Raw genomic sequence first — 22,189 nt, 5'->3', positions numbered from 1 at the left:
GCCGCGACAGGTTGATCACGATACTGTCACAATCCTGTAGCACCGACACCGTATCCCCGCGCCAGGAGGGATGGCTCGAAGGAGAATCACCCGTGCATACAGCCTTGCCGGACAGTGACACTCAGAAAGCCAACGGCGCCAAGGTGACAGTGCCTTCCAAACCTTTACTGCCAGGGACGCCGCTCGGACGGATCGGGACGCTTGAGGTTCGCCTCGCCCGGGACGAGGCGGAAATCGCCGCCGCCCAGGAAGTGCGCTACCGCGTGTTCTTCGACGAACTCGGTGCCAGGAAGCAGGCGCTGCACTCGATCGAGCGGCGCGACGCCGACCGGTTCGACGATATTTGCGATCACCTGCTGGTCTTCGATACCTCGATCAATGGCCCCGAGCATCGCCGAATCGTCGGCACCTATCGCCTGCTGCGCCAAGAGCGCGCAACGGCGGCCGGCGGCTTCTACTCCGACGACGAGTTCGAGCTGAACAAGCTCATCGCCCGCCATCCCGGCCAGCGCTTCCTCGAACTCGGCCGTTCCTGCGTGCTGCCCGAATACCGCTCCAAGCGCACCATCGAGGCGCTGTGGCAAGGCATCTGGGCCTATCTGAACCGCTATGACATCGACGTCATGACCGGTTGCGCATCGTTCCACGGCACTGTGCCCGCAGCGCATGCCGAGGCGCTGACCTATCTCGCCTATCACTGCCGCACCAGCGCAGACTGGGACGTGCGGGCAGTTGCCGGACGCTATTGCGCCATGGACCTGATGCCGATCGAAGCAGTCAACGCCAAGTCGGCGATCGCTGCGATGCCGCCGCTGATCAAGGGTTATCTGCGCGTTGGCGCCAAGATCGGCGACGGCTGCGTCATCGACCACGACTTCGGCACGACCGACGTCTTCATCGTCATGCCGGTCAAGGAAATCGGCGCCCGCTACATCAACTATTACGGCGGCGAAACCCAGCGCTTCGCCGCCTAGTGCCATGACCGACGACCTCCGGCCTGCCTTCGACAAGCTGCTAGCTGCGGCCGAAGGACTGGCTGAGGTGGTCGAAGGCACCTCCTACGGCACGCCGTCGCTTCACGTCCGCAAGAAATTCCTCTGCCGCGTCAAGGATGCCGACACGGTGGCGGTGGTGTGCGCGCTCGAGGAAAAGGAGATGCTGATGGAGGCCGATCCGCATCTCTATTTCGAGACCGCCCACTACAAGGGCTGGCCGGTGTTCCTGGTGCGCATCCACGACATTCCAGCCGATCAGCTGAGGACAAAGCTCGAACACGCCTGGTTGAGGCAGGCACCGAAGAGCCTGCTCAAGGCGCGGCAAGCAGCCGGCTGACGAACAGGGACGAGGCGCAGATGGCAGGCGCTGGTGAGCACGGACGGACGGACACGGGATCGCGCCTCATCAAGGCTACGCCCGACATCATCTACCGGGCGCTGATCGAGCCGCAAGCCGTGGCGAGCTGGCGTCCGCCACAGGGCATGCGCGGCGAAGTCCTGGCCTTCGACGCGCGCGAGGGCGGCACCTTTCGTATGGCCTTCATCTATGAAGACGAGCATGGGCACGGCAAGACCACCGACAATGCCGATGTCTTCGAGGGCCGGTTTGCCGAACTGATTCCTGGCCGCCGCGTCATCGAGCTCGTCGAATTCGAATCGGACGACCCGTCCTTTGCCGGGACCATGCGGATCGTGACGACACTGGAACCGGTCGAAGGCGGCACACGGGTCACCGTCAGCTGCGAAAACGTGCCCCCGGGCATCAGCGAGGACGACCATCGCGAGGGCATCGCCTCGTCGCTTGAAAACCTCGCGGCCTTCGTCGAAGCCCGCTAAGGGTGCCAGTCGCGCGAGGCATCTGATCAGCCGCAGGTATCGGAAGCGAGATCGTTGACCCGCTGCTCCCTGACGGCGTCGGCGATGTTGGCCATCAGCGCCAGGCAGACCAGCATGCAGGTCCCGGCGACCAGCAGCCGCAACGGTTTTCTGAAATGCCTGCCGTTGAGGACCGCGCCCGCGCCATAGATCGCCAATCCGAGAGTGCTGAAGAGCAGCACCGGGCCAGGGCCGTCGCAGTCGATGCCCGCGCCGCCCCAAGCCGTATACTCGTTCGCTGGCATCAGCCCGAACAAGGCGATGGGCAGTGCGACGACAAGGCCCACATGGCCAAGGATAGCTATGAGGCGGTGCGGCTGGTTCTGCCCGGTCATGCCAGCGGCGCCCCGGCGAAGGCGGTCATTGAGGCGTGGGCGGCGCATGCATGGCGTCCGCCGCAGGGGGCCGGCGCAACGCGTCGGCGGTTGCCAGCTCGTCGACGGCGGCAACGCCGCTCGCGTCGATCTGCGCCTCGCCTTGGGTGATCAGACGGGCGCCGCGCTGGTTGCGGGCGTGAATCCACAACCAGTTGATGGCGACGCTCAGCCGCGCCCGCGAGCCGATGAGGAAGTAGATATGGGCGATGCCCCACAACCACCACGCCAGCGCCCCTTTCAGCTTGATCCATCCGAAATCGATGACCGCGCGTCGCTTGCCGATCTGCGCCAGGCTACCCTGGTGGCGGTAGCGGAACGGCCGCGGCCCGGCGTCGCCGCGCAGCCGAGCCTTGATGCTGGAGGCGACGTGCTGGCCCTGCTGCTTGGCGGCGGGAGCGATGCCGGGCGCCGGCCTCCCGTCCGGCCCGTTCACCGTCACCGTGTCGCCGACGGCGAAGATCTCGGCGTGGCCGGGCACCGTCAGGTCGGGCATGACCTGGAGACGGCCGGCCCTGTCGGCCGGGGCACCGAGCCATTCGGCGGCGGGCGATGCGCGAACACCGGCGGCCCAGATGATGGTCTTCGTCGCCAGCCTGGTGTCGCCATAGGTGACGCTGTCGGCGTTGCAGTCGGAGACGGCGCGACCGAGTTCGACCTCGATGCCGAGCTTGCGCAGCGAGCGCAACGCATATTCGGAAAGGTCGTCGGGGAACCCGCCAAGGACGCGCGGACCGGCCTCGATCAGCACCACCCGCGCCTTGCCGGTGTCGATGTTGCGGAAATCGCGCGGCAGCGTGTCCCGCGCCAGTTCGGCGATCGTTCCGGCCATTTCCACCCCGGTGGGGCCGGCACCGACGATGACGAAGGTCAGCAGTGCCGCCTGCTTTTCCGTATCTGTCTCCCGTTCGGCGCGTTCGAACGCTACCAGGATGCGGCGGCGGATGGTCGTTGCGTCCTCGAGCGTCTTCAGGCCGAGCGCAAAGGGCTCCCACTCGTCGTGACCGAAATATGCGTGCCGCGCCCCGGTCGCCAGCACCAGGCTGTCATAGGGTACCGTCTCGCCACCTTCGAGCAGAACGTGGCGCCGTTCGGCATCAACGCCGGTGACGCTGGCCAGGATTGTTGTCACGTCCGGCCTGTTCCAGACCAGCGAACGGATCGGCCAGGCGATCTCTGAGGTGGCCAGCGAAGCCGTCGCTACCTGGTAGAGCAGAGGCTGGAACAGGTGATGGTTGCGCCGGTCGATGAAGGTGACGCTGACTGCTGCGCCTGCCAGCCCCTTGACGACCTCAAGCCCGCCGAAGCCGGCGCCCACGACCACCACGCGATGCTGCATCCGACCTGTCCTCTGCTTCGTCGGCACATAGTAGAACCGGCGCCGCGGACAGGTATAGAGCCAGCTTTCTCAGGGAATATCTTCGGGGCGGCGGCCGGGACGGCTGCGATAGGCAGGAAAGGTCCAGCCGAACCTCAGCGCACCGCCACGCACCATGAAGGCCGCGACGAAGGCAACGACGGTCGACAACTCAGTCGGCAATTCCGCCAGTTCGGCAAGCGTGTAGATGGCGGCGCCCGTCATCGCCGCGGAAACATAGATCTCGGGCTTCAGCAGCACCGACGGCTCGCCTGCAAGCAGATCACGCAGGATGCCGCCGAAAGTGGCTGTCAGCATGCCCATGATGATGGCGACGGTCGGCGACCCCGTGGCCTCCAGCCCCTTGGCCGCGCCGATGGCGGCATAGGCGGCCATGCCGAGCGCATCGAGCCAGAGCAGCAGCTTGTAGCGGGATTCGACAAGATGGGCGGTGAAGAAGACCAGCACCGCGACCGAAGCACAGACCAGCACATAGGCCGGATTGATCACCCAGAAAATCGGCAGGCCGAGGATGACGTCGCGAACGGTGCCGCCGCCGATGCCGGTAAAGCTCGCCAGGAACAGGAAGCCGATGACGTCGAGCTCCTTGCGCGAGGCGGCAAGCGCACCTGTGGCGGCAAACACCGCCACGCCGGCATAGTCGAGGTAGAGCAGAGGGTTCATGGAAGGAGCGAATAGGGAGTGGTGAATCGCGCGTAGGGAAAGAACATTGCAGCCCCCCTGTCTTTGGGGTCACTGTAGCGATGAATTCCCTGTTCGCTACTCCCTATTCGCTATTCGCTTTTCAGGCGTCTTTCTCGGCCTGCTCGTTGACCGGGCCAGGTTCGGCCGGGGCATCGGCGACATGCTTGGGGCCGCCCTTGGCAACGCCGACCATGGCCGGGCGCAGCACGCGGTCGCCGATGGTGTAGCCGGACTGGGCGACATGCACGACCGTGTTGGCGGCGACGTCGGGGTTCGGCACTTCGAACATCGCCTGGTGAAAGTTCGGATCGAACTTCTCACCCAGAGGGTCGAGCTTGCGCACGCCGTGACGCTCCAGCGCCGACAGCATCGACCGCTCGGTCACCTCGACGCCCTCGATCAGGCTGGCCAGTCCAGCACCGCCAGCTGTCTTGGCATCGTCCGTGACGGCCTCGATCGCCCGGCGCAGGTTGTCCGAGACCGACAGCATGTCGCGGGCGAAATTCGCGACCGAATAGGCGCGGGCATCCTGCACGTCGCGCGCGGTACGGCGGCGCAGGTTTTCCATCTCGGCCGCGGCGCGCAGGGCGCGGTCCTTCAGCTCCTCGTTTTCCTTGAGCAGCCTTACGAGGGCTTCATAATCACCTTCGACGCTGCCTTCGATCTTGTCGGCCTGGGCCTCGGCAGTCGCGGCTTCGTCGAGCACGCGTTCGTCTTTTGCCTGATCGCTCATCGCCATTTCCCGTTGTTTGGACACGTTCTAAGTTGCGCCCGATATCGAGGTTTGGGTGCCAAAAATCAAGGGGCAAGGGCCGCCGGGACCGGATGCCGCGCCTTTCGGCGCCTCATCGCCGGTGCGGCCGGCACCAGCCATTCAATGTTAATTCAAGTTTTACCATCCGGGCCGACCATGTCTGCGGCGGGCAAGCAATGTGGGAACCATTTGCATCTGGCGGGAGTTTTGCCAGCGAAAACAGGTCTCGATCATGTCCAGCGCACGCATCAGCAAGACAGCAGCCAAGGTGGCGACGAACATCAGGCGAGAGCTGGCCTCCGAAAGCAATCTGCGCGTGCTGGAAGCGCTGCCGGCGTTCCAGGCCGACGAACATCTGCCCAAGAAACTGCGCCGCCTGCTCGACAGGCTGGATGCCGCCGAGCACGACAAGCCGCTTCGCAAGATGCTCCGCAGAAGCTAGCGCGCTGCGCGCTTCAGTCCAGGGTTCCAGCCATTTTCCCGTCGCTCTGCGGCGCTCAGGTCGCGCTGCGGCGCCAGGAATACTTCGCGCCTCCCCCAGGCGTTGCCGCCGGCTTGGCGGTCGGCTGGTAGTAGAGCGGCAAGCCGCCGACCTGGCCGGCCTCGAGCCGTTTCAACAGCACTGGGTGCGACACCTCGAATTCGTTGAAGCCGACGCGCAACATGTGCGGCAACTGATCGATCAGCACCTGGCCGGTGGCGCGCACCACACCTTCGAAGTCGTGGCGGCTGCGCAGCAATTCGGCCTTGGAGAAGGACCGGCCGTCGTTGAAGGCCGGAAAGGCAAGCGCCACCAGCGACAAGTGGGCGAGATGGTCGATGATCTCCTCGAGCTGGTCGCCGGGCTGCAGCAACACGCCGAGACGTTCCTTTGCGGCTTCGCGCTGTTCGGCCGAAAGCTCGAGAAAGGCCTGAAGCGGCAGGATCACCCGGCTGTTGCCGGAAAGCGCGCTCGCATCCTCGGCATGGGTCCAGCCATCGTCCCTGAAGCCTTCTGGTGTCCAGAGGCGCGGCGCCGGTGTCGCTTCGGTCATGAAAAAGAATTCCTAAAGTGATGCGTCGGTCAGCGACTGTTCGAGACCCGAAAGATGGATGCCGCACTCGGTCTTGGCCTGTCCGGCCCAGCGTCCACTGCGCGCGTCCTCGCCCGGTTTGACGATCTGCGTGCAGGGAAAGCAGCCGATCGAAAGGTAACCATAGGCGACCAGCGGGTTCTCGCGCAACGCGTGCTTGCGCATGTAGTCGGCGAGGTCGGAGGTGGTCCAGCGCGCCAGCGGATTGATGCGGAAGCGGGGGCCGACCTGCTCGAACACCGGCAGGGCCGCGCGTGTGGCGGCCTGGAAACGCTTGCGGCCGGTGAACCAGGCCCGGAACGGCTCGACGCCACGCGCCATCGGCTCGACCTTGCGCACGTCGCAGCAGGCGTCGGTGCTCGTCTGGTGCAGATTGCCGGTCGGATCGATGCGGGCAAGTGCTGCCTCGTCGGGCGTGACGATGCGAATGTCGGTCAGGCCAAAATCGGCGGCCAGTGCATCGCGATAGTCGAGCGTCTCGCCGAAGTGCTTGCCGGTGTCGAGAAAGATCACCGGCAGCTTGCGGTCGACCTCTGAAATCATGTGCAGCAGCACGGCTGAATCCGCCCCGAAGGACGAGACGGCCGCAATCTCGCCGACAAAGCGCTCGGTGGCAGTGCGCGCGATGACTTCGACGGGTGACAGATGCCCGTAGAGCGCGTCGAGCGCCACAGCCTCGGCCAGAACCTGAGCTTCGGTCCCGGCGTCAGGCTGCCTTGGCTTCGCTAGCATAAAGCGCCTCCTTGAACGGCGCTGGGCCGACACGGCGATAGGCGTCGAGGAACTTTTCCGAACGGTCGAGGCGGATGCCGAGATAGGTCTCGACGATCGTCTCGATGGCGTCGGTGATCTCTTCCGGGCCGAAGCCGCGGCCGATGATCTCGCCGACCGAGGTGTGCTCGTCGGCCGAGCCGCCGAGCGTCACCTGGTAGAGTTCCGCGCCCTTCTTCTCGACGCCGAGGATACCGATATGGCCGACATGGTGGTGGCCGCAGGCATTGATGCAGCCGGAGATCTTGAGCTTCAGCTCGCCGATGTCGCGCTGGCGTTCCAGCGAGGCAAAACGCCTGGAGATTTCCTGAGCCACCGGGATCGATCGGGCGTTGGCCAGGGCGCAATAGTCGAGGCCCGGGCAAGCGATGATGTCGCTGATCAGGTTGGAGTTCGACGTCGCGAGCTCGATCGCCACCAGCGCGTCATAGACCGCCTTGAGGTCGGCGCGAGCGACGTGCGGCAGGATCAGGTTCTGCTCGTGGCTGACGCGGATCTCGTCGAAGCCGTATTTCTCGGCGATGTCGGCGACAGCCTCCATCTGGCTGTCGGTGGCGTCGCCCGGCACTTCGCCGATGCCCTTGAGCGAGATCGTCACCGCGGCGTAGTCGGGATTGCGGTGGGTGAAGACGTTCTGGTCGACCCAGTCGCCAAAACTCCTGGAATCGAGCCGAGCCAGCTTGACGGCCTCGTCGCCTCCCGGCCGAGCCGTCAGCGCCGGCGGCGCAAAATAGGACTGGATCGCGGCGACATCGGCCTCGGGCAGCCTGAGTTCGCCGTCCTTCAGTGCCTGCCACTCATGCTCGACCTGGCGAACGATCTCGTCGACGCCGGTCTCATGGACCAGGATCTTGATGCGCGCCTTGTACTTGTTGTCGCGGCGGCCGTGCAAATTGTACACGCGCAGGATCGCGGTGGTGTAGGACAACAGGTGCTCTTCCGGCAGGAAGTCGCGGATTTTCTTGGCGACCATCGGCGTGCGGCCCTGGCCACCGCCGATATAGACGGCAAAACCAAGCTCGCCCTTGTCGTTCTTCTTCAGATGCAGGCCGATGTCGTGGGTCTGGATGGCGGCGCGGTCGCGCTCGGCACCCGTCACCGCGATCTTGAACTTGCGCGGCAGATACGAGAACTCCGGATGCACCGACGACCACTGCCGCAGGATCTCGGCATAGGGACGCGGGTCGGCAGCCTCGTCGGCGGCAGCACCAGCGAAGTGATCGGCCGTGACATTGCGGATGCAATTGCCCGAGGTCTGGATGGCGTGCATCTCGACCGAAGCGAGGTCGGCGAGGATCGCAGGAATATCCGACAGTGCGGGCCAGTTGAACTGGATGTTCTGGCGCGTGGTGAAGTGGCCGTAGCCCTTGTCGTATTTGCGGGCGATGTGGCCGAGCATGCGCATCTGCTTTGAGCTCAGCGTGCCGTAAGGTACGGCGATGCGCAGCATGTAGGCGTGCAGCTGGAGATAGACGCCGTTCATCAGGCGCAGCGGCCGGAACTGATCCTCGGTGATCTCGCCGGCAAGGCGACGCTCGACCTGGTCGCTGAAATCGGCGACGCGGGCCTTCACGAAATCATGGTCGAACTCGTCGTAACGGTACATGGTCGTCTTCCGGTCTGTGTTCAGGCGGCGCCGGCGGCGGGCCGGGCTTGCTTGCCAAGGTCGAGGCGATTGCTGGGACCAGCGGCGCGGATGACCTCGCGCAGCCTGAGCGGCTGGATCGCACCGTTGACGACGCTGACGTCGATGAGGTTGACGTCAACGACTTCGTTGTTGTCGTAGGCGGCCTTGCCGATCGCCTCCAGGCGAGCTTCGCCGGCCTTGTCGCCGACGGTCTCGGCGACATCGATTGTCTCTGCCCAGGTACCGTCGGCCGCGAACCACACAGCCTCGCCGTCGGTCAGCCTGTTGGCGGTAAGGATTTTCATGCCCTGCTTCCTTCGAGCGCCGCGCGGGCGGCCTGTTCGTGCCTATGTGCCGCGAGCGGCTCGGAAAGTTCAAAGTTGGCGCCGGCGACCGCATCGCCGATGATCGTCATGACCGGGCCGTCGAGATCGCTGCGCGTTTCGAGCGACGGCAGGTCGGCGAGCGTGCCGTGAAAGCGGCGGCGGTTCTTCAGGCTGGCGTTCTCGACGACGGCCACCGCCGTATCGGGCGACAGCCCGGCGTCGATCAGGCGGCCGGCGACGTCGGCGGCGACCGAGCGGCCCATATAGACGGCGACCGTCGCGCCTGAGATGGCGAGTTTGGCCCAGTCGGGCAGCGAACCGCCCTTGAGGTCGTGGCCTGTCGTGAACACCATCGAGGAGGTGACGCCGCGCAGCGTCAGCGGCAACTCGAAGTCGGCGGCGGCGGCGAAGGCCGAGGTAACGCCCGGCACGACCTCGTAAGACACGCCGGCATCGCGCATCGCCTGCATTTCCTCGCCGGCGCGGCCGAACACCAGCGGGTCGCCCGACTTGAGGCGGACGACGCGCTTGCCGGCCTGCGCCAGCTCGACCAGCAGGTCATTGATCTCGGATTGGGTCTTGGAGTGGCAGCCCTTGCGCTTGCCGACCGGCAGGCGCTCGGCATCGCGACGGCCCATCGAGATCACCGCCTCGGGAACCAGCGCGTCATGGACAATGACGTCGGCTTCCATCAAAAGGCGATGGGCGCGTAGCGTCAGAAGATCCTCGGCGCCAGGACCGGCGCCGACGAGCGCAACGTGACCCTTGATCGCGCCTTTCTGCAGCAAAAGCTCGGTCGCCGCGTCATGCGCCTCGGCAAGCTGGCCGTTGTCGAGCGCACGCGCCGGCGCGCCTTCGAAGAATTCGCGCCAGAAGCCGCGGCGGACATTGCCCTTGGGCAGCAGGCGCTCGACGGCGTCGCGGAAGCCGGCGCCAAGCGTCGCCAGTGCGCCGAGTTGCGGCGACAGCATGCGGTCGACGCGGGCGCGGATCATCTGGGCCAGGACAGGCCCTGCCCCTTCGGTGCCGATAGCAACGGCGACCGGCGCACGATTGACCAGAGCGGGGGTAAAGAAATCGCAGAGCTCGGGACGGTCGACGGCGTTGACCGGAATGCCCAGTTCACGCGCATCGACAGAGATGCGACGGTCGAGCGCCTCGTCGCCGGTCGCAGCGAACACCATCACGGCGCGCTCGATCAGCGAGGCGTCATAGGGCGCATGGATGCGGGTCGCGCCGTTGGCGGCGATCCAGTCGCGCAGATGCGGCTCGACATGGTCGGCGATGATGCGGATTTCGGCGCTCGACTGGGTAAGCAAACGGGCCTTAGCCAGCGCCTCGTCGCCACCGCCGACGATGACCACGGCTTCGCCTTCGACCTTGAGGAAGATCGGGAATGCGTTGAGCTTGGCGGCAGCTGGGGTCATGACGCAGGGTTCCGGAATGTCTGCCATTTTTAGCCGCCCTTGCTGCGCTGCAGAAGAAATGCACTCGCGCGCGCCGAGAAGGGAGGCAATCGCTTTTGCCCGCCCTGATGCCTCAAGAGAAAATTATTCCAACTGCTGGTCGACGCACATGTTTCCGAGCTACGCCTGCGACAATGCCCGCAAATGTCAGGCTGACCGCCCGCAGCCCTTGAAATCGCCGGAGTTACAAGGGTTGGCGATGCCCCACTTGTGCCGAGACGCGGTACCGAACCGAAAAGCCGCCCGGATGCGTTTTTCCTAATTTCTACTAAGTTAGTAGAATTAAGCGTGACGGCGCTCAATCCTCGATTTGCCACTTGTCCGGAACATCCATCAACCGTCGACGTTCCGCAAAAGGGGCTGACAGCAGAAGGAGCACGACATGACCCACCTCAAACTGAAGCACGGCATCTGGGTGCTGGTAGCGGATGGCGAAAAGGCGCTGTTCCTGAAGAACCGGGGCGACACCAAATACCCCAACCTCGAGGTCGTGCGCGAGATGGAGCAGGACAACCCGCCGACGCGCGAACAGGGCAGCGATCGTCCCGGCCGCTCCAGCGACGGGCCCTCGATCCACCGCAGCGCAGTCGACGACACCGACTGGCACCGTATCGCCAAGGAGCGCTTCGCCGACGAGATCGCTGCCCGGCTGTACACATTTGCCCATGCCGGCGATTTCCGCGAGATCATCTTGGTGGCACCGCCGCTGGTGCTCGGCGAGTTGCGCAAGAAGCTGCACAAGGAGGTCGACGTGCGCGTTGCGGCGGAGATCGCCAAGACGCTGACCAATCACAGCGTCAGCGACATCGAGACCATCCTGATGGCGGCCTGATCCCCGCTGTCGTTCAGAACTCCAGTCCTTGCGTGCCGGCAGCGATTGCCGGCACTTTTCTTGATATCGGCCAAGTTTCTTGGCCGCTTAGGGTTGCGCATGCGCGCCTGCGTCCACCATATTGGAAATGCAGCGGATTTCGCCGCTGCATCCCAAAACAATGCTCATTTTCGAAAGGTGCCGCCGGGACAATGCCGCATGACACGCCCCTCATCGCAACCATCGTCGCCGGTCTGGGGCTGGCATTCATCTTCGGCGCGCTCGCCAATCGCTTCAAGGTTCCGCCGCTCGTCGGCTATCTGATCGCCGGCGTGCTGGTCGGGCCGAACACGCCCGGCTTCGTCGCCGACCAGGAGCTGGCGCTTGAGCTCGCCGAGATCGGCGTCATCCTGCTGATGTTCGGCGTTGGCCTGCATTTCTCGCTCAAGGACCTGCTCTCCGTCCGCGCCATTGCGGTGCCCGGCGCAATCGTCCAGATTGCCTTTGCCACGGCGCTTGGCGCAGGCCTTGCCTGGATGCTCGGCTGGTCGCTTGGCGCCGGCCTCGTCTTCGGCCTGGCGCTTTCGGTCGCCTCTACCGTCGTGCTTTTGCGCGCGCTGCAGGAGCGGCGGATGATCGAGACCGAACGCGGTCGCATCGCCGTCGGCTGGCTGATCGTCGAAGATCTCGCGATGGTGCTGGCGCTGGTGCTGCTGCCCGCGCTTGCCGGCGTACTCGGCGGCGAAGCTCAGACGACCGAGACTCCCAACATCCTTGCCCTGCGCTTCGATTTCGGCGTCTGGGGCGTCATCGGCCTGACGTTGGCCAAGGTCGCGGCCTTCGTCGTGGTCATGATGGTCGTCGGCCGCCGGGTCATCCCGTGGGTTCTGCACTACGTCGCCCACACCGGCTCGCGCGAACTGTTCCGCCTGTCGGTGCTGGCGATCGCGCTCGGCGTCGCCTTCGGTGCCGCCAAGCTGTTCGGCGTCTCGCTGGCGCTGGGCGCCTTCTTCGCCGGCATGATCATGAGCGAATCCGAGCTCAGCCATCAGGCGGCGGAGGAAACGCTGCCGCTGCGCGACGCGTTTTCGGTACTGTTCTTCGTTTCGGTCGGCATGCTGTTCGACCCGACCAGCCTGCTCAGCAACACCTGGCCGATCCTTGCCACGCTGTTCATCATCATCATCGGCAAGTCGGTCGCCGCCTTCCTGATCGTGATTGCCTTCGGCTATCCGGTGGCGACAGCGCTGATCATCTCGGCCAGCCTCGCGCAGATAGGCGAGTTCTCGTTCATTTTGGCCGAGCTCGGCGTGGGGTTAGGCCTATTGCCCGAAAAAGGCCGTGACCTGATCCTTGCGGGCGCCATCCTGTCGATCGTACTCAACCCGGTGGTCTTTGCCGGCGTCGCGCGGTTGAAGCCGTGGCTGGAAAAGCGCTCGGGCAAGGTGCCGGAAACAGTCGAAGCCGTGCCGATCGGCCCGGCCACCGAGCCCGGCGAAGTCGCCACCACCACGCCAGTGGCATCGGCCAAGGTCGACGACGACACGCCGCCGCCGACAAAACTCACCGACCACACCATCCTGATCGGCTACGGCCGCGTCGGCTCGCTGGTCGGCCAGTCGCTCAAGGACGCCGGCCTGCCCTTCCTGGTCATCGAGGACTCGGACAAGACCATCGCCAAGCTGATGGCAGACGGCGTCGAGACTGTCGCCGGCAACGCGGTCAAGGGCGAGGTGTTCGGCGCGGCCAATGCCGCCGGCGCCAGGCGTCTGATCCTAGCCATCCCCAATGCCTTCGAGGCCGGCCAGATCGTGCTTAAGGCCAAGGCCGCCAACCCCGGCATGCTGATCATCGCTCGTGCCCATTCCGACGCCGAGGTCGAGCACCTGACCGGGCTCGGCGCCGACAAGGTGATCATGGGCGAGCGCGAGATCGCCCGCGGCATCGTCGAACAGGTACTGGAAGGTTCGGGCAAACCGCCGGCCAACGATCCAGAACCCGACGCCCCGCCGGCGGCGGCCTGAGCCGGCCGAAGCAAAGCCCTCCAAAGCAAAAAAGGCCGCAATCAGCGCGGCCTTTTTCATTGGCGCGCGGGCAAAGCCCGCAGCCTTCCTCAGAGGAAGGGGAACGGCATGACGAAGTTGGGCTGATAGGTGTCCATCGTCGCGCCATTGCGATCTTCGTCGATCAGCGTGCTGCTGCCGAAGCTGGCGCGCAGGCCGACCATCACCTTGTGCGAATCGAAGCTTGCCTCGCCGAAACCTTGCGAGATCGAGATGTTCTCGTACTGGTAGCGGCCGAACACCGACCAGGGCGTGCCGTCAAAGCGGTAGGTCGCCTGCAATGCTGCGGCGATGGTGTCGAAATCGGCCTCCAGGCCACCCTGGCTCAGGTTGGCGCGATGGAAGCCGAGCTCGCCGTCGAAACGCAGATTGTCCTGGGCGAAATAGCGCACGACGCCGCGAATGCCCATGAGATCGACGTCAAAAGGCAGGAAGTCGGATTCGAGGGCACCGTAATAGGCCTGCGCATAAAGCGTCACGTTGCCGAAATAGGCCTGGGCCTCGGGGCCCACCTTCCAGCTCCAGAGGTCCTCATCCGAGCCGCCTGAAAATCCGTAGGTGCTGGCCTGGACGAAGCCGCCGAAAGCGTAGGAAGCCGGGTCGCGCCAGAAGATGTGCGCCGCACCACCAACGCCGTGCAGGCTGTTGCCGTCCTGGCCGACGGCATCGACGGTGAAGTCGCCCTGGGCGTTCCAGCGCTCGGCAAACGGCACGTTGATGCGCGCCGCGCCACCGGCTGCCCACAGGGTCTCGTCGGAGAATTCGCTGATCCACAGCCCGCCGCCATAGATCTGGCCGTAGCCGGAGACTTGGCGAACGGTTTCCTCGACCGGTTGCGTCGGATCGGCGGCGAAAGCCGGCGTCGTGAGCACGACAAGCCCGGCGGCAGCGAGCAGTTTCTTCATGGATGGCCCCTCGTCAAAAAATGCGATGCAACATCTCATATCGCTAATTTACGCAAGGGAAAGATAACAGAACCCGACCAAGCACAACCCTGGCTGGTTTTCCGGCAACAGTGATACATTGCAGCAACAGGCGGTCACACCGGCGCGCCCTTGCCCGCTCCAAGCTTCCCCCTTGCGGACATCCGGGGCAGACATCTTGGCGACGCCAAGCGCGCAGAGATGACGACTCAGCGCGAAAAAGACTGAAGCGAACCGGTCAGCAGGAACGGCGCCCCGACGATGCGGACCTTGCGCGTCGTCGCCGGCGCATCGGGTACGAAAATCGGTGACGGTACCGTCGAGAAACAGTTCGGACTTGGCTTGCGGCAGCGGGATCACCGTCCGCGCCCGCATCTCGTCGGCGCGGCGATAATAGCGTGGCAGGTCGCAGCCGTGGAAATCGGCCATTTCGCGATAAGCGAAAGCAGGTGGCAGGTCCCTGTAGGACTGGCGCGTCCTCACCGAAACCATCTCCTCGGTTTCACGCCCGATGTCGTCAAGCTCATAGACGTCCATTGCCTTGTCGTTGCAGATGTACCGGCAACGATCGAGCGTGTTGTCGTAATGGCCGGCATTGACGAACTGGGCGTTGGGCGCCGGAAGAATAGTACCCGTCCTTGAGCCGCACGCAGCAGAGCATCGCCAGCCCGGCATATGACAGGGGCCTGTCCGACTTGCCCGGTCTGCGCGCACCATCTGGCTGCAGCCCAATGCCGACATACGCGCCCTGATCGCAGCGCCGTTGCCTCGGCGCGGTGCGGCCTGGATTTCGCGCTCGACGGCGACAGCTCGCAGCGAGCGAGCCGCCCCGTGAGGCTGCGGCGAGTGGTTTCGGCAGTCGAAGTATGTTGAGTGAGATATCGACCCGGAGGAGTTGAGTCCCGTCCTTGCTCCAAGTCGAAGCCGAATTCATGCCATAGGGGATCGAACCAAACAGCCGTCGAAATACCCCGCGTGTCGGAAATTTCGGACCATTCTTGCGGATAGAGTAGGAGCCATGAACATGCTGGGTGCCGTCATAACTGATGTTTGGACGTGCGCTGCTGAACGACTTGGGCACTGTGAAGCCTTGGGCTTCGAACCATTTCGTTGCATGCGAAATGTTTCTGTAGGAAGCAAGAAGCCTGAACATGCAGACCTCGGCCTCACTCACGTTGTTGATGCGGTCCCAATCCATCTGCTCAAGGTAATTTGGGGAGGCCTTATCGGCGTTCCTCGACAGGCAGGATGCCACGTCGGGAAAATCCATCAACGCCACCTTCCGAGCTGCGGACATCTTCCGCAAAGGCACGGGCGGCGTTCCCAAGCCGGGTTCGCTTACGTAGCTTACCCACAGCAGTTTTCCTCCATAGTAGCCGTAGCTCACTGCTTGGGCAGCAAGATAGGCAACGACTGCGTAAGCGAGATAGGTTCCGGGCTGAACCCCGGCTGACTCTTTTGTTCACGCCAAGCCGAAATCCAGTCGCCCGCCGACTTACCGGCCGACAGCCAGTAAAAGTAGCCTGCGGCCGGCGCCGAAACCGCCGCAGCCAGCAAGTTTGCTCGCCCCAGGAACAGCCCTCCGGCTATCCAGACGAGAAAGTAGGGCCACTGCTTTTGCACACCGCGCAGTTCCATGATGGTGAGCATGAAAAGCAATGGCGCAGCACCAAAGAAGACGTACGCTGGCGCACGAAATACAACGCCCCACCACAGCGCGTGTAATGGGAAGCCATTTGCGACAGGGAGTGCGTTTACGAACTCAATCAATGCGGCAAAGATCACGATCCCCATGACGGCGCAAAATGCCATACGGAGAATTCGGAGCAATATCGTCATAACATCCTCATGAAATATTCGATGTTCTGAAAACTCATAACATCAAATGAATACTTCACCGATCGTCAACAACAACCGTCGGGGATATTTCCGGAAAGCATCATGACCGATAGACGTCCGCGCACGTCTGTTGCGAACGTCACAGACATACGCAGATCATCAGGGATTTGGAGTGCCTAGTTCCCCAGAAGCACGTCCAGGATCGACGTTTCGCGGCGCTGGGTCGGACCGCCGACTTCGCCGGGAGGAACCGGGCGGCCGCCGCCGACATCTGCGGGCGGCACGGGTCGGCCGATCGAGGCGGTGGGTTGGTCCTGCCGGACGTTGACGGCGCCGACCTGCTGCTTTGCCGGCTTCGGCGCTGGCGGGAAGGTGTTTTCATCCATTTGCTGGGCCGGCTGGTCGTCAACGGCGACGTCAGGTGCCCCGCTGCCCGGTGTCCACGAGCCCGGAAGCGCCGCCACCGGCACGCCTTCGTGGGCTGCAACCATGAATTCGTGCCAGGCCAGCGCCGGCAGTGCGCCGCCGGTGACCTTCTTCATCGGTTTGCCGTCGTCATTGCCGAACCACACGCCGGTGGTCAGGTTGGCGGTGAAACCAACGAACCAGGCATCGCGCGAGTTCTGGCTTGTGCCTGTCTTGCCGGCTGCCGGCCAGGCAAAGGCAGCCTTCTTGGCCGTACCCTCCTCGACCGCGCCGGTCATCATCGCGTTCATCATGCCGACGACCTCGGGACTGATCACCCGCGGCCCGCCTCCAGCCGTGTTCTCGTAGAGCACCTTGCCGTCGGTGGTGGTGACACGGCGGATGATGTGGACTTCGGGCCGGTAGCCGCCATTGGCGAAAGGCACGTAGGCAGCGGTCAGCTCGAGCGGGGTTACCTCGGATGTGCCGAGCGAGATCGATACGTTGGGCTGCAACTCGGATTCGATGCCCATGCGATGGGCTGCCTCGACGACAGCGTTGGGCCCGACTTCCATGGCGAGCTGTGCCGCCACCGAATTCAGCGACTTCGCCAGGGCCGTCTTCAGCGTCACCCGGCCATAATATTTGCCGTTGTAGTTTTCCGGCGTCCACTTGCCGATCTTGATCGGCGCGTCGTTGCGCATACTGTCGGGGGTGCGGCCCTGCTCAAGTGCCGCCATGTAGACGAAGGGCTTGAACGCCGAGCCCGGCTGGCGCCGCGCTTCGGAAGCGCGGTCGAACTGGCTGGTGGCATAGTCGTAGCCGCCGACCATGGCGCGCACGGCGCCGGTATTGTCGATCGACACCAGCGCGCCCTGGCTGACATTCAGCTTCTGGCCGTTCTCGTCGACGAGCCGCCGGATCGATTTCTCGGCAATCTCCTGCAGCGTCATGTCGACTGTCGTGTCGACGACGATGTCCGACTGCACCTCGCCGATGAGCTCGGGCAACTCCTGCATGACGCGGTCGGCGACGTAGTTTTCCGAACCGGTCCAGAACGAGGCGACACGGGTCGCCGGCGCATTCATTGCGTTGGCCAGTTCCTTGTCGCCGATCATGCCCTGGTCGCGCATGGCGGCAAGGACCAGTTGGGCGCGGTCGCCCGCGGCCTTGGGATCGCGTGCCGGCGACAGCCGCGACGGCGCCTTGAGCAGGCCGGCCAGAAGTGCCGCCTCGGCCAATGTCACGTCGCGCGAGGACTTGCCGAAATAGCGCCGCGAGGCGGCCTCCACGCCATAAGAACCGGAGCCGAAAAACACCCGGTTGAGATACATCTCAAGGATCTGGTCCTTGGTGTGCTTCTGCTCCAACCACATTGCCAGGAGCACTTCCTGGACCTTGCGCTCCAAGGTGCGGTCGGGCTTCAGGAACAGGTTCTTGGCCAGCTGCTGGGTCAGCGTCGAGCCGCCCTGGGTGAAGCGGCCATTGAGGAACCGCGTCGACACGGCACGCGCCAGGCCAATCGGGTCGAAGCCGAAATGCGAATAGAAGCGCTTGTCCTCGATCGCGATCACGGCTTGCGGGATGTAGGGCGACATCTGGTGCAGGCCGACAGCCTCGCCGCCGGTCATGCCGCGATTGGCGACGAGCTGGCCGTCGACGCCGACGATCTTGATGTTGGGCGAACGGTCGGGAATGGCCCAGGTGGTGGCGCTGGGCATCTTGGCGCCGTAGTAGACGACGATGCCGGCAGCGGCGATGCCGCCCCAGATGGCAAGAACGAAGCACCAGTAGACCAGGCGACCGAAGATGCCGAACAGGCCGCGCTTTGGCTTGCGCGAGCGGCTGCGGCCGCGTTCAGGCGCGCGGCCCTTGGACGACTTGCGCTTGGCGGGCTGCTTGCGGCGGCTGGGCACGACGCGGTCCTCCTCGCGCACCGAAAAGACGTCGTCCTCCGCATCATTGCGCGGTCCATCGAAGCTGGGCTCGATGCGTCTGTCGTTCCGGTTCGCCATACCTGTTTGTCCGGCCCCCATGCCAATGGCGTTCCGGTTGGACAGTAAATGCGGCGATTTAAGGAGGCCTTAAACAACCGGAGCTGCCGCCCTGTGGGCAAGGCGCAACGGCCGCGCTGTGGATAGGGGTGACCGAAACAGCAAAACCGCCGTCCTTGCGGGCGGCGGTTTGGCGGTCGGTCCATGTCACTGCGGGATCGGGTCAGGACGCGGATCGTTCGGCTTGTCGGGGCGGTCGCTGCCCTTGTAACAGGGGCTCGAGGGATCGTTCTTGTCGCAGCAATTGCTGCTCTGCAGGTAGCGCGGATCCTTCGGCTTCCATTCGCAACGGCGGATCTCTGTCGACTGGCACGCGGTCACCGCCGAAGCGGCGACGACGGCCAGAATGATGTTGCGGAATACACTCATGGTTCTCTCCTTTGAAATGAATTTTCCCACCTCACGAGACTGGGTCGCAGCCAAGGGCGAAATGGTTCAAAAGAGATTTGAGATTTTTTACGCTGCCTCTAATCGGTAGCAGGACAGGGCGTCGGCGCGGAGATGATGACCCCCAACGTGGCGTTGGACCTGCATCGGAAGCAGTTTGGAGGTCGGCGGCAGTGGCGGCCGCTTCTATGGTCCGGTCGTCTTGTTGAGGGCAGCTGAGACCCGCTCGCGCAGCATCTCGGCGATGTCTGTGGCCATGTGAAGGCGGACACGGCCGCCGCGGGCATCGACGAGCGTCACGGCGACGCCGTCCAGCGTGTCGTCCTTGGCAGCCTCCACGGCCGCCACCATGAACTCATGTTCCTTGCGATCGGTTTTTTCGGCCATGGCTATGCTCCCTGGCTGGCAGAACCGATCATACGCCTATTCGTCGTCTTCGTCGCTGCCGCCTGATTTGGCCCAGGAGTGCGGGCTGATGCGTTTCTGGGTGTCGCTGTCGACATAGGCCCACCAGCCGGTGTCGCTGTCGTCCCATTGCCCGCCTGATGCCTTCAGGCGGTCCAGCGACCGGTACTGCGCAACCGATTCATTTTCCTGGCCGTCGCGGTCGGTCCAGTAGACCGTGACCTTGGAGCCATCGGTAGGTGCGGAAGCGATCGGCAGTTTGGCGCTCATCTGGGTCTCTCGGATTGCTGCTGGCGGATTGCTGGCCAACGATAGACGACCGCGCGGCCCGGTAAAGCCACGCGGCGGCAAAAGTCAGCGACGGCTGAGCAGGGCAGCGACAAGGCCGAAGACCGCGACGCCGACAAGTGCTGTCGTCATCGGATTGTCCTGGGCGGTTTTCTTCGCCACGCGCGCCTGCTTGCGCATCGCCGGCAAGGCATCGGTGAAGCGGTCGTACAAACCTTCGTAAAGCTCTGAAGCGCTTTCACGGCTGTCGGCAAGGGCTGCGGAGCCGCGCTTGGACATCGACTTGGTCAGCGAAGCGACCTGCTTGGTCAGCTGGGAAACCTGTTCTTCGAGGTCGGCCTGGATTTCTTCACGGGTGGAAGCCATTCGTATGCGTCCTTTCATCTGGTACGCATCCAAACGGCTCAGGCAGGCTGTTGTTCCCTAGGCGGGGCTAAACGTCGCCACCCAGTCCGACCGCCTGCAGCTACAGTCGGACGGATCTTTCACGATATCAAGCGCTTAGAACTCAGCTATGGGCGAAGATGTCTTCTTCGTCCCAGCCCATCAGGTCGAGTTTGGCGCGGGTGGGCAGGAAGCGGAAGCAGGCCTCGGCTTCCCTGCTGCGGCCATCGCGCTCCAGCCTAGCGGCGAGCACGTCGCGCAGCCGGTGCAGGTAGAGCACATCGGAGGCGGCGTATTCGAGCTGCTCCGGCGACAGCGTCTCTGCCGCCCAGTCCGACGACTGCTGCTGCTTGGACAGCGACACGCCCAAAAGCTCGTTGCAGATGTCCTTCAGGCCGTGGCGGTCGGTGTAGGTGCGGACCAGGCGCGAGGCGATCTTGGTGCAGAACACCGGCTCGGTCATCACGCCGAAGGCGTTGTAGAGCACGGCGATGTCGAAGCGGCCGAAATGGAACAGCTTGGTCACCTTGCGGTTCTTCAGAAGCGCGGTGAGGTTCGGCGCCTTCTTCTGGCCCGGCGCGATCTGGATGACGTCGGCGGTGCCATCGCCCGGCGAAATCTGGACGACGCAAAGGCGGTCGCGATGCGGGTTCAGCCCCAGCGTCTCGGTGTCGATGGCAACGGCATCGACGTCGTAGTGCTGGAGGTCGGGAAGGTCGTGCTTGTGAAAGCGGATGGTCATGCGTGTCTCCGATCGCGGCTTGGCAACTCAGTTGCCGCGATCGGAGGAAAAATCAATAGAAACCTCGGTTTCTGGCTCACTTGCGCGTCAGCGCCTCGAGAATACGCGCCCAGGAGCGCTGGCCCTTGTGGAACGAGGCCAGATCGTATTTCTCGTTCGGCGAGTGGATGCGGTCGTCAGGCAAAGCGAAACCGACGAGCAGCGACTCCATGCCAAGGAAGCTCTGGAAGTCGCCGACGATCGGGATCGAGCCACCCATGGCGAGCATTACGGCCGGCTTGGGCCACTCGTCCGACAGCGCATCCTTGGCCTTTGCCAGGAACGGCGAGTCGTAGGACAGCTGGATCGCCGGCCCGGCGCCATGCTCGTGGAACTCGACGCTGCAATCGGCCGGAATGCGCGCCTTCACGAAGTCGCGGAAGGCGGCACGGATCTTGTCGGGGTTCTGCTTGTGCACGAGGCGGAACGACACCTTGGCCGACGCTTCGGCGGCGATGACCGTCTTGAAGCCCTTGCCGGTGTAGCCGCCTGATATGCCGTTGAACTCGGCGGTCGGGCGGGCCCAGACCAGTTCGAGGATCGACCGGCCCTTCTCGCCCGAAGGGATCGACAGACCGATCTCGCCGAGGAAGTTTTCCGCCGTCTCGCCGAGCGTTTCCCACGACTTCAACACCTGCGAGGGCGTCTCCTCGACGCCGTCATAGAAGCCGGGAATGGTGACGCTGCCATTTTCGTCATGGATGGCTGCCAGCACCTTGGACAGGATGCGCACCGGATTGGCGGCGGCACCGCCATATTCACCCGAATGCAGGTCGCGGTCGGCGGCCTTGACGATCACCTCCTCACCGACGAGGCCGCGCAGGCCGACGCAGATGGCGGGCGTCTGGCGGTCCCACATGCCAGTGTCGCAGACCATGGCGAAATCGGCCTTCAACTCCTCGGCATTGGCCTCGAGGAATGGCTTCAGCGACGGCGAACCGGACTCCTCCTCACCCTCGAACAGCAGCGTAATCCTGCATGGCAGGCCGCCATGCACTTCCTTCCAGGCGCGGCAGGCCTCGACGAACAGCATCAGCTGTCCCTTGTCGTCGGACGAGCCGCGGCCGGTGATGACCTTGATGCCGCCGGCGATCTCCTTGATCTTGGGATCGAAGGGATCGTCTTCCCAGAGGTTAAGTGGGTCGACCGGCTGCACGTCGTAGTGGCCGTAGAACAGTACATGCGGCGAGCCGGCGGGGCCGTCGTGATGGGCGACCACCATCGGATGACCTGGCGTGTCGCGCACGCTGGCGTCGAAGCCGATGGTCTTGAGGTCGGCGACCAGCCATTCGGCGGCCTTGCGGCAGTCGCCTGCAAAGGCCGGGTCGGTGGAGATCGACTTGAGACGGAGCAACTCGAACAGGCGCTCCAGGCTCTGGTCGAGATTCTTGTCGAGGCGATCGAGAACGGGTGCGACAACGGACATTGGGGTGCCTTTCGATTCTTCTGGCGCGCAACCTAGTGGGCCGATGTGAAAACGAAAAGGCGGCAGGATTGGGCCAGCGGTCAACGCTGCGAAAGCTCT

General features: G+C 64.1%; 26 protein-coding genes. 6 read left to right on the top strand and 20 right to left on the bottom strand.

Features of this window, described 5'->3' with window-relative positions; all coding sequences use genetic code 11:
• The first annotated feature begins 92 nt into the window (after nt 1-92).
• Genes olsB through HNQ95_RS04380 form a run of 3 tightly spaced genes read left to right on the top strand, consistent with a single transcriptional unit; the run spans nt 93 to nt 1,832 of the window.
• Nucleotides 93-974 (top strand): l-ornithine N(alpha)-acyltransferase, encoded by an 882-nt coding sequence (gene olsB / locus HNQ95_RS04390; protein ID WP_182573581.1) that lies wholly within the window; start codon nt 93-95, stop codon nt 972-974.
• 4 nt (nt 975-978) lie between these two features.
• Complete coding sequence (locus HNQ95_RS04385; protein WP_067954892.1) at nt 979-1,332, top strand: MmcQ/YjbR family DNA-binding protein; 354 nt, start codon at nt 979-981, stop codon at nt 1,330-1,332.
• Nucleotides 1,333-1,352: 20 nt separating this feature from the next.
• Entirely contained in the window at nt 1,353-1,832 is a 480-nt protein-coding gene (locus tag HNQ95_RS04380; protein ID WP_067954894.1) for an SRPBCC family protein, read from the top strand.
• A gap of 26 nt (nt 1,833-1,858) precedes the next feature.
• Here HNQ95_RS04380 and HNQ95_RS04375 read toward each other — a convergent pair whose 3' ends face one another.
• The 4 genes from HNQ95_RS04375 to grpE all read right to left on the bottom strand — a co-directional run bounded on the left by HNQ95_RS04375 (nt 1,859) and on the right by grpE (nt 5,040).
• Nucleotides 1,859-2,206: a hypothetical protein gene (locus HNQ95_RS04375; RefSeq protein WP_154384562.1), complete on the bottom strand. Its 348-nt coding sequence runs from the start codon at nt 2,204-2,206 to the stop codon at nt 1,859-1,861.
• Between the two features lie 25 nt (nt 2,207-2,231).
• Nucleotides 2,232-3,584, bottom strand: a complete 1,353-nt coding sequence (locus HNQ95_RS04370; protein WP_083948264.1) for an NAD(P)/FAD-dependent oxidoreductase — start codon at nt 3,582-3,584, stop codon at nt 2,232-2,234.
• A 69-nt stretch (nt 3,585-3,653) separates the two neighbouring features.
• The gene (locus tag HNQ95_RS04365) at nt 3,654-4,286 is read right to left on the bottom strand and encodes a trimeric intracellular cation channel family protein (RefSeq protein ID WP_067954898.1); all 633 of its coding nucleotides are present in this window, start codon (nt 4,284-4,286) and stop codon (nt 3,654-3,656) included.
• Between the two features lie 121 nt (nt 4,287-4,407).
• Entirely contained in the window at nt 4,408-5,040 is a 633-nt protein-coding gene (gene grpE, locus HNQ95_RS04360; RefSeq protein ID WP_067965778.1) for a nucleotide exchange factor GrpE, read from the bottom strand.
• Nucleotides 5,041-5,293: 253 nt separating this feature from the next.
• Between grpE and HNQ95_RS04355 the strand changes: the two genes are divergently transcribed.
• The gene (locus HNQ95_RS04355) at nt 5,294-5,503 is read left to right on the top strand and encodes a hypothetical protein (protein ID WP_154384561.1); all 210 of its coding nucleotides are present in this window, start codon (nt 5,294-5,296) and stop codon (nt 5,501-5,503) included.
• Between the two features lie 55 nt (nt 5,504-5,558).
• Here the strand turns inward: HNQ95_RS04355 and HNQ95_RS04350 are convergent, their stop codons facing one another.
• Genes HNQ95_RS04350 through cysG form a run of 5 tightly spaced genes read right to left on the bottom strand, consistent with a single transcriptional unit; the run spans nt 5,559 to nt 10,285 of the window.
• The gene (locus HNQ95_RS04350) at nt 5,559-6,095 is read right to left on the bottom strand and encodes a DUF934 domain-containing protein (protein ID WP_154384560.1); all 537 of its coding nucleotides are present in this window, start codon (nt 6,093-6,095) and stop codon (nt 5,559-5,561) included.
• 12 nt (nt 6,096-6,107) lie between these two features.
• Nucleotides 6,108-6,866, bottom strand: coding sequence for a phosphoadenylyl-sulfate reductase (locus HNQ95_RS04345; protein WP_067954904.1), 759 nt, complete (start codon nt 6,864-6,866; stop codon nt 6,108-6,110).
• Complete coding sequence (locus HNQ95_RS04340) at nt 6,841-8,511, bottom strand: nitrite/sulfite reductase (protein WP_067954905.1); 1,671 nt, start codon at nt 8,509-8,511, stop codon at nt 6,841-6,843. The genes HNQ95_RS04345 and HNQ95_RS04340 overlap by 26 nt, the downstream gene beginning before the upstream one ends.
• Before the next feature lie 20 nt (nt 8,512-8,531).
• On the bottom strand, nt 8,532-8,837 hold the full coding sequence (locus HNQ95_RS04335) for a DUF2849 domain-containing protein (RefSeq protein ID WP_067954908.1): 306 nt from the start codon (nt 8,835-8,837) through the stop codon (nt 8,532-8,534).
• Entirely contained in the window at nt 8,834-10,285 is a 1,452-nt protein-coding gene (gene cysG, locus HNQ95_RS04330; protein ID WP_154384559.1) for a siroheme synthase CysG, read from the bottom strand. The genes HNQ95_RS04335 and cysG overlap by 4 nt, the downstream gene beginning before the upstream one ends.
• Before the next feature lie 421 nt (nt 10,286-10,706).
• Between cysG and HNQ95_RS04325 the strand changes: the two genes are divergently transcribed.
• Both HNQ95_RS04325 and ybaL read left to right on the top strand, forming a co-directional pair.
• Entirely contained in the window at nt 10,707-11,156 is a 450-nt protein-coding gene (locus HNQ95_RS04325; RefSeq protein WP_067954909.1) for a baeRF12 domain-containing protein, read from the top strand.
• Nucleotides 11,157-11,347: 191 nt separating this feature from the next.
• Nucleotides 11,348-13,159, top strand: coding sequence for a YbaL family putative K(+) efflux transporter (ybaL, locus tag HNQ95_RS04320; protein ID WP_154384558.1), 1,812 nt, complete (start codon nt 11,348-11,350; stop codon nt 13,157-13,159).
• An 89-nt stretch (nt 13,160-13,248) separates the two neighbouring features.
• Here ybaL and HNQ95_RS04315 read toward each other — a convergent pair whose 3' ends face one another.
• The 11 genes from HNQ95_RS04315 to HNQ95_RS04270 all read right to left on the bottom strand — a co-directional run bounded on the left by HNQ95_RS04315 (nt 13,249) and on the right by HNQ95_RS04270 (nt 22,090).
• Entirely contained in the window at nt 13,249-14,103 is an 855-nt protein-coding gene (locus tag HNQ95_RS04315) for a hypothetical protein (RefSeq protein WP_067954914.1), read from the bottom strand.
• A gap of 48 nt (nt 14,104-14,151) precedes the next feature.
• Nucleotides 14,152-14,748: a DUF2865 domain-containing protein gene (locus HNQ95_RS04310; RefSeq protein ID WP_312870910.1), complete on the bottom strand. Its 597-nt coding sequence runs from the start codon at nt 14,746-14,748 to the stop codon at nt 14,152-14,154.
• Nucleotides 14,645-15,391, bottom strand: a complete 747-nt coding sequence (locus HNQ95_RS34045) for a hypothetical protein (protein ID WP_312870911.1) — start codon at nt 15,389-15,391, stop codon at nt 14,645-14,647. Before HNQ95_RS34045 ends, HNQ95_RS04310 begins: the two co-directional genes overlap by 104 nt.
• 113 nt (nt 15,392-15,504) lie before the next feature.
• Complete coding sequence (locus HNQ95_RS04305; RefSeq protein WP_182573582.1) at nt 15,505-15,960, bottom strand: hypothetical protein; 456 nt, start codon at nt 15,958-15,960, stop codon at nt 15,505-15,507.
• 176 nt (nt 15,961-16,136) lie between these two features.
• A complete protein-coding gene (locus HNQ95_RS04300; RefSeq protein WP_154384556.1) occupies nt 16,137-18,380 on the bottom strand; it encodes a transglycosylase domain-containing protein in 2,244 nt (747 codons plus the stop codon).
• A gap of 186 nt (nt 18,381-18,566) precedes the next feature.
• Complete coding sequence (locus HNQ95_RS04295) at nt 18,567-18,788, bottom strand: hypothetical protein (RefSeq protein WP_067954921.1); 222 nt, start codon at nt 18,786-18,788, stop codon at nt 18,567-18,569.
• A 204-nt stretch (nt 18,789-18,992) separates the two neighbouring features.
• Nucleotides 18,993-19,193, bottom strand: a complete 201-nt coding sequence (locus HNQ95_RS04290) for a hypothetical protein (RefSeq protein WP_154384555.1) — start codon at nt 19,191-19,193, stop codon at nt 18,993-18,995.
• Between the two features lie 36 nt (nt 19,194-19,229).
• Nucleotides 19,230-19,481 carry a hypothetical protein gene (locus HNQ95_RS04285; protein WP_067954926.1) on the bottom strand — a complete coding sequence of 84 codons (252 nt, stop codon included), beginning with the start codon at nt 19,479-19,481 and terminating at the stop codon, nt 19,230-19,232.
• Between the two features lie 84 nt (nt 19,482-19,565).
• Nucleotides 19,566-19,865, bottom strand: a complete 300-nt coding sequence (locus tag HNQ95_RS04280) for a hypothetical protein (protein WP_154384554.1) — start codon at nt 19,863-19,865, stop codon at nt 19,566-19,568.
• Nucleotides 19,866-20,007: 142 nt separating this feature from the next.
• The gene (locus tag HNQ95_RS04275) at nt 20,008-20,625 is read right to left on the bottom strand and encodes a ribonuclease D (RefSeq protein WP_154384553.1); all 618 of its coding nucleotides are present in this window, start codon (nt 20,623-20,625) and stop codon (nt 20,008-20,010) included.
• A gap of 76 nt (nt 20,626-20,701) precedes the next feature.
• On the bottom strand, nt 20,702-22,090 hold the full coding sequence (locus HNQ95_RS04270; RefSeq protein WP_154384552.1) for a M20/M25/M40 family metallo-hydrolase: 1,389 nt from the start codon (nt 22,088-22,090) through the stop codon (nt 20,702-20,704).
• Nucleotides 22,091-22,189: the final 99 nt, after the last annotated feature.

The organism is Aminobacter ciceronei (assembly GCF_014138625.1).
In the GTDB taxonomy this organism is placed as follows: Bacteria; Pseudomonadota; Alphaproteobacteria; order Rhizobiales; family Rhizobiaceae; genus Aminobacter; species Aminobacter ciceronei.
Note: the sequence above shows the minus strand (reverse complement) of the source record. Positions and strands in the feature narration are given on the sequence as shown.

Bases quoted from the DNA above. Each gene is read 5' to 3' on its own strand.
- HNQ95_RS04385 (WP_067954892.1), top strand. From the start codon at position 979: ATGACCGACGACCTCCGGCCTGCCTTCGACAAGCTGCTAGCTGCGGCC.
- HNQ95_RS04380 (WP_067954894.1), top strand. From the start codon at position 1,353: ATGGCAGGCGCTGGTGAGCACGGACGGACGGACACGGGATCGCGCCTC.
- HNQ95_RS04375 (WP_154384562.1), bottom strand. From the start codon at position 2,206: ATGACCGGGCAGAACCAGCCGCACCGCCTCATAGCTATCCTTGGCCAT.
- HNQ95_RS04370 (WP_083948264.1), bottom strand. From the start codon at position 3,584: ATGCAGCATCGCGTGGTGGTCGTGGGCGCCGGCTTCGGCGGGCTTGAG.
- HNQ95_RS04365 (WP_067954898.1), bottom strand. From the start codon at position 4,286: ATGAACCCTCTGCTCTACCTCGACTATGCCGGCGTGGCGGTGTTTGCC.
- grpE (WP_067965778.1), bottom strand. From the start codon at position 5,040: ATGAGCGATCAGGCAAAAGACGAACGCGTGCTCGACGAAGCCGCGACT.
- HNQ95_RS04355 (WP_154384561.1), top strand. From the start codon at position 5,294: ATGTCCAGCGCACGCATCAGCAAGACAGCAGCCAAGGTGGCGACGAAC.
- HNQ95_RS04350 (WP_154384560.1), bottom strand. From the start codon at position 6,095: ATGACCGAAGCGACACCGGCGCCGCGCCTCTGGACACCAGAAGGCTTC.
- HNQ95_RS04345 (WP_067954904.1), bottom strand. From the start codon at position 6,866: ATGCTAGCGAAGCCAAGGCAGCCTGACGCCGGGACCGAAGCTCAGGTT.
- HNQ95_RS04340 (WP_067954905.1), bottom strand. From the start codon at position 8,511: ATGTACCGTTACGACGAGTTCGACCATGATTTCGTGAAGGCCCGCGTC.
- HNQ95_RS04335 (WP_067954908.1), bottom strand. From the start codon at position 8,837: ATGAAAATCCTTACCGCCAACAGGCTGACCGACGGCGAGGCTGTGTGG.
- cysG (WP_154384559.1), bottom strand. From the start codon at position 10,285: ATGACCCCAGCTGCCGCCAAGCTCAACGCATTCCCGATCTTCCTCAAG.
- HNQ95_RS04325 (WP_067954909.1), top strand. From the start codon at position 10,707: ATGACCCACCTCAAACTGAAGCACGGCATCTGGGTGCTGGTAGCGGAT.
- ybaL (WP_154384558.1), top strand. From the start codon at position 11,348: ATGCCGCATGACACGCCCCTCATCGCAACCATCGTCGCCGGTCTGGGG.
- HNQ95_RS04315 (WP_067954914.1), bottom strand. From the start codon at position 14,103: ATGAAGAAACTGCTCGCTGCCGCCGGGCTTGTCGTGCTCACGACGCCG.
- HNQ95_RS34045 (WP_312870911.1), bottom strand. From the start codon at position 15,391: ATGGATTTTCCCGACGTGGCATCCTGCCTGTCGAGGAACGCCGATAAG.
- HNQ95_RS04305 (WP_182573582.1), bottom strand. From the start codon at position 15,960: ATGACGATATTGCTCCGAATTCTCCGTATGGCATTTTGCGCCGTCATG.
- HNQ95_RS04300 (WP_154384556.1), bottom strand. From the start codon at position 18,380: ATGGCGAACCGGAACGACAGACGCATCGAGCCCAGCTTCGATGGACCG.
- HNQ95_RS04295 (WP_067954921.1), bottom strand. From the start codon at position 18,788: ATGAGTGTATTCCGCAACATCATTCTGGCCGTCGTCGCCGCTTCGGCG.
- HNQ95_RS04290 (WP_154384555.1), bottom strand. From the start codon at position 19,193: ATGGCCGAAAAAACCGATCGCAAGGAACATGAGTTCATGGTGGCGGCC.
- HNQ95_RS04285 (WP_067954926.1), bottom strand. From the start codon at position 19,481: ATGAGCGCCAAACTGCCGATCGCTTCCGCACCTACCGATGGCTCCAAG.
- HNQ95_RS04280 (WP_154384554.1), bottom strand. From the start codon at position 19,865: ATGGCTTCCACCCGTGAAGAAATCCAGGCCGACCTCGAAGAACAGGTT.
- HNQ95_RS04275 (WP_154384553.1), bottom strand. From the start codon at position 20,625: ATGACCATCCGCTTTCACAAGCACGACCTTCCCGACCTCCAGCACTAC.
- HNQ95_RS04270 (WP_154384552.1), bottom strand. From the start codon at position 22,090: ATGTCCGTTGTCGCACCCGTTCTCGATCGCCTCGACAAGAATCTCGAC.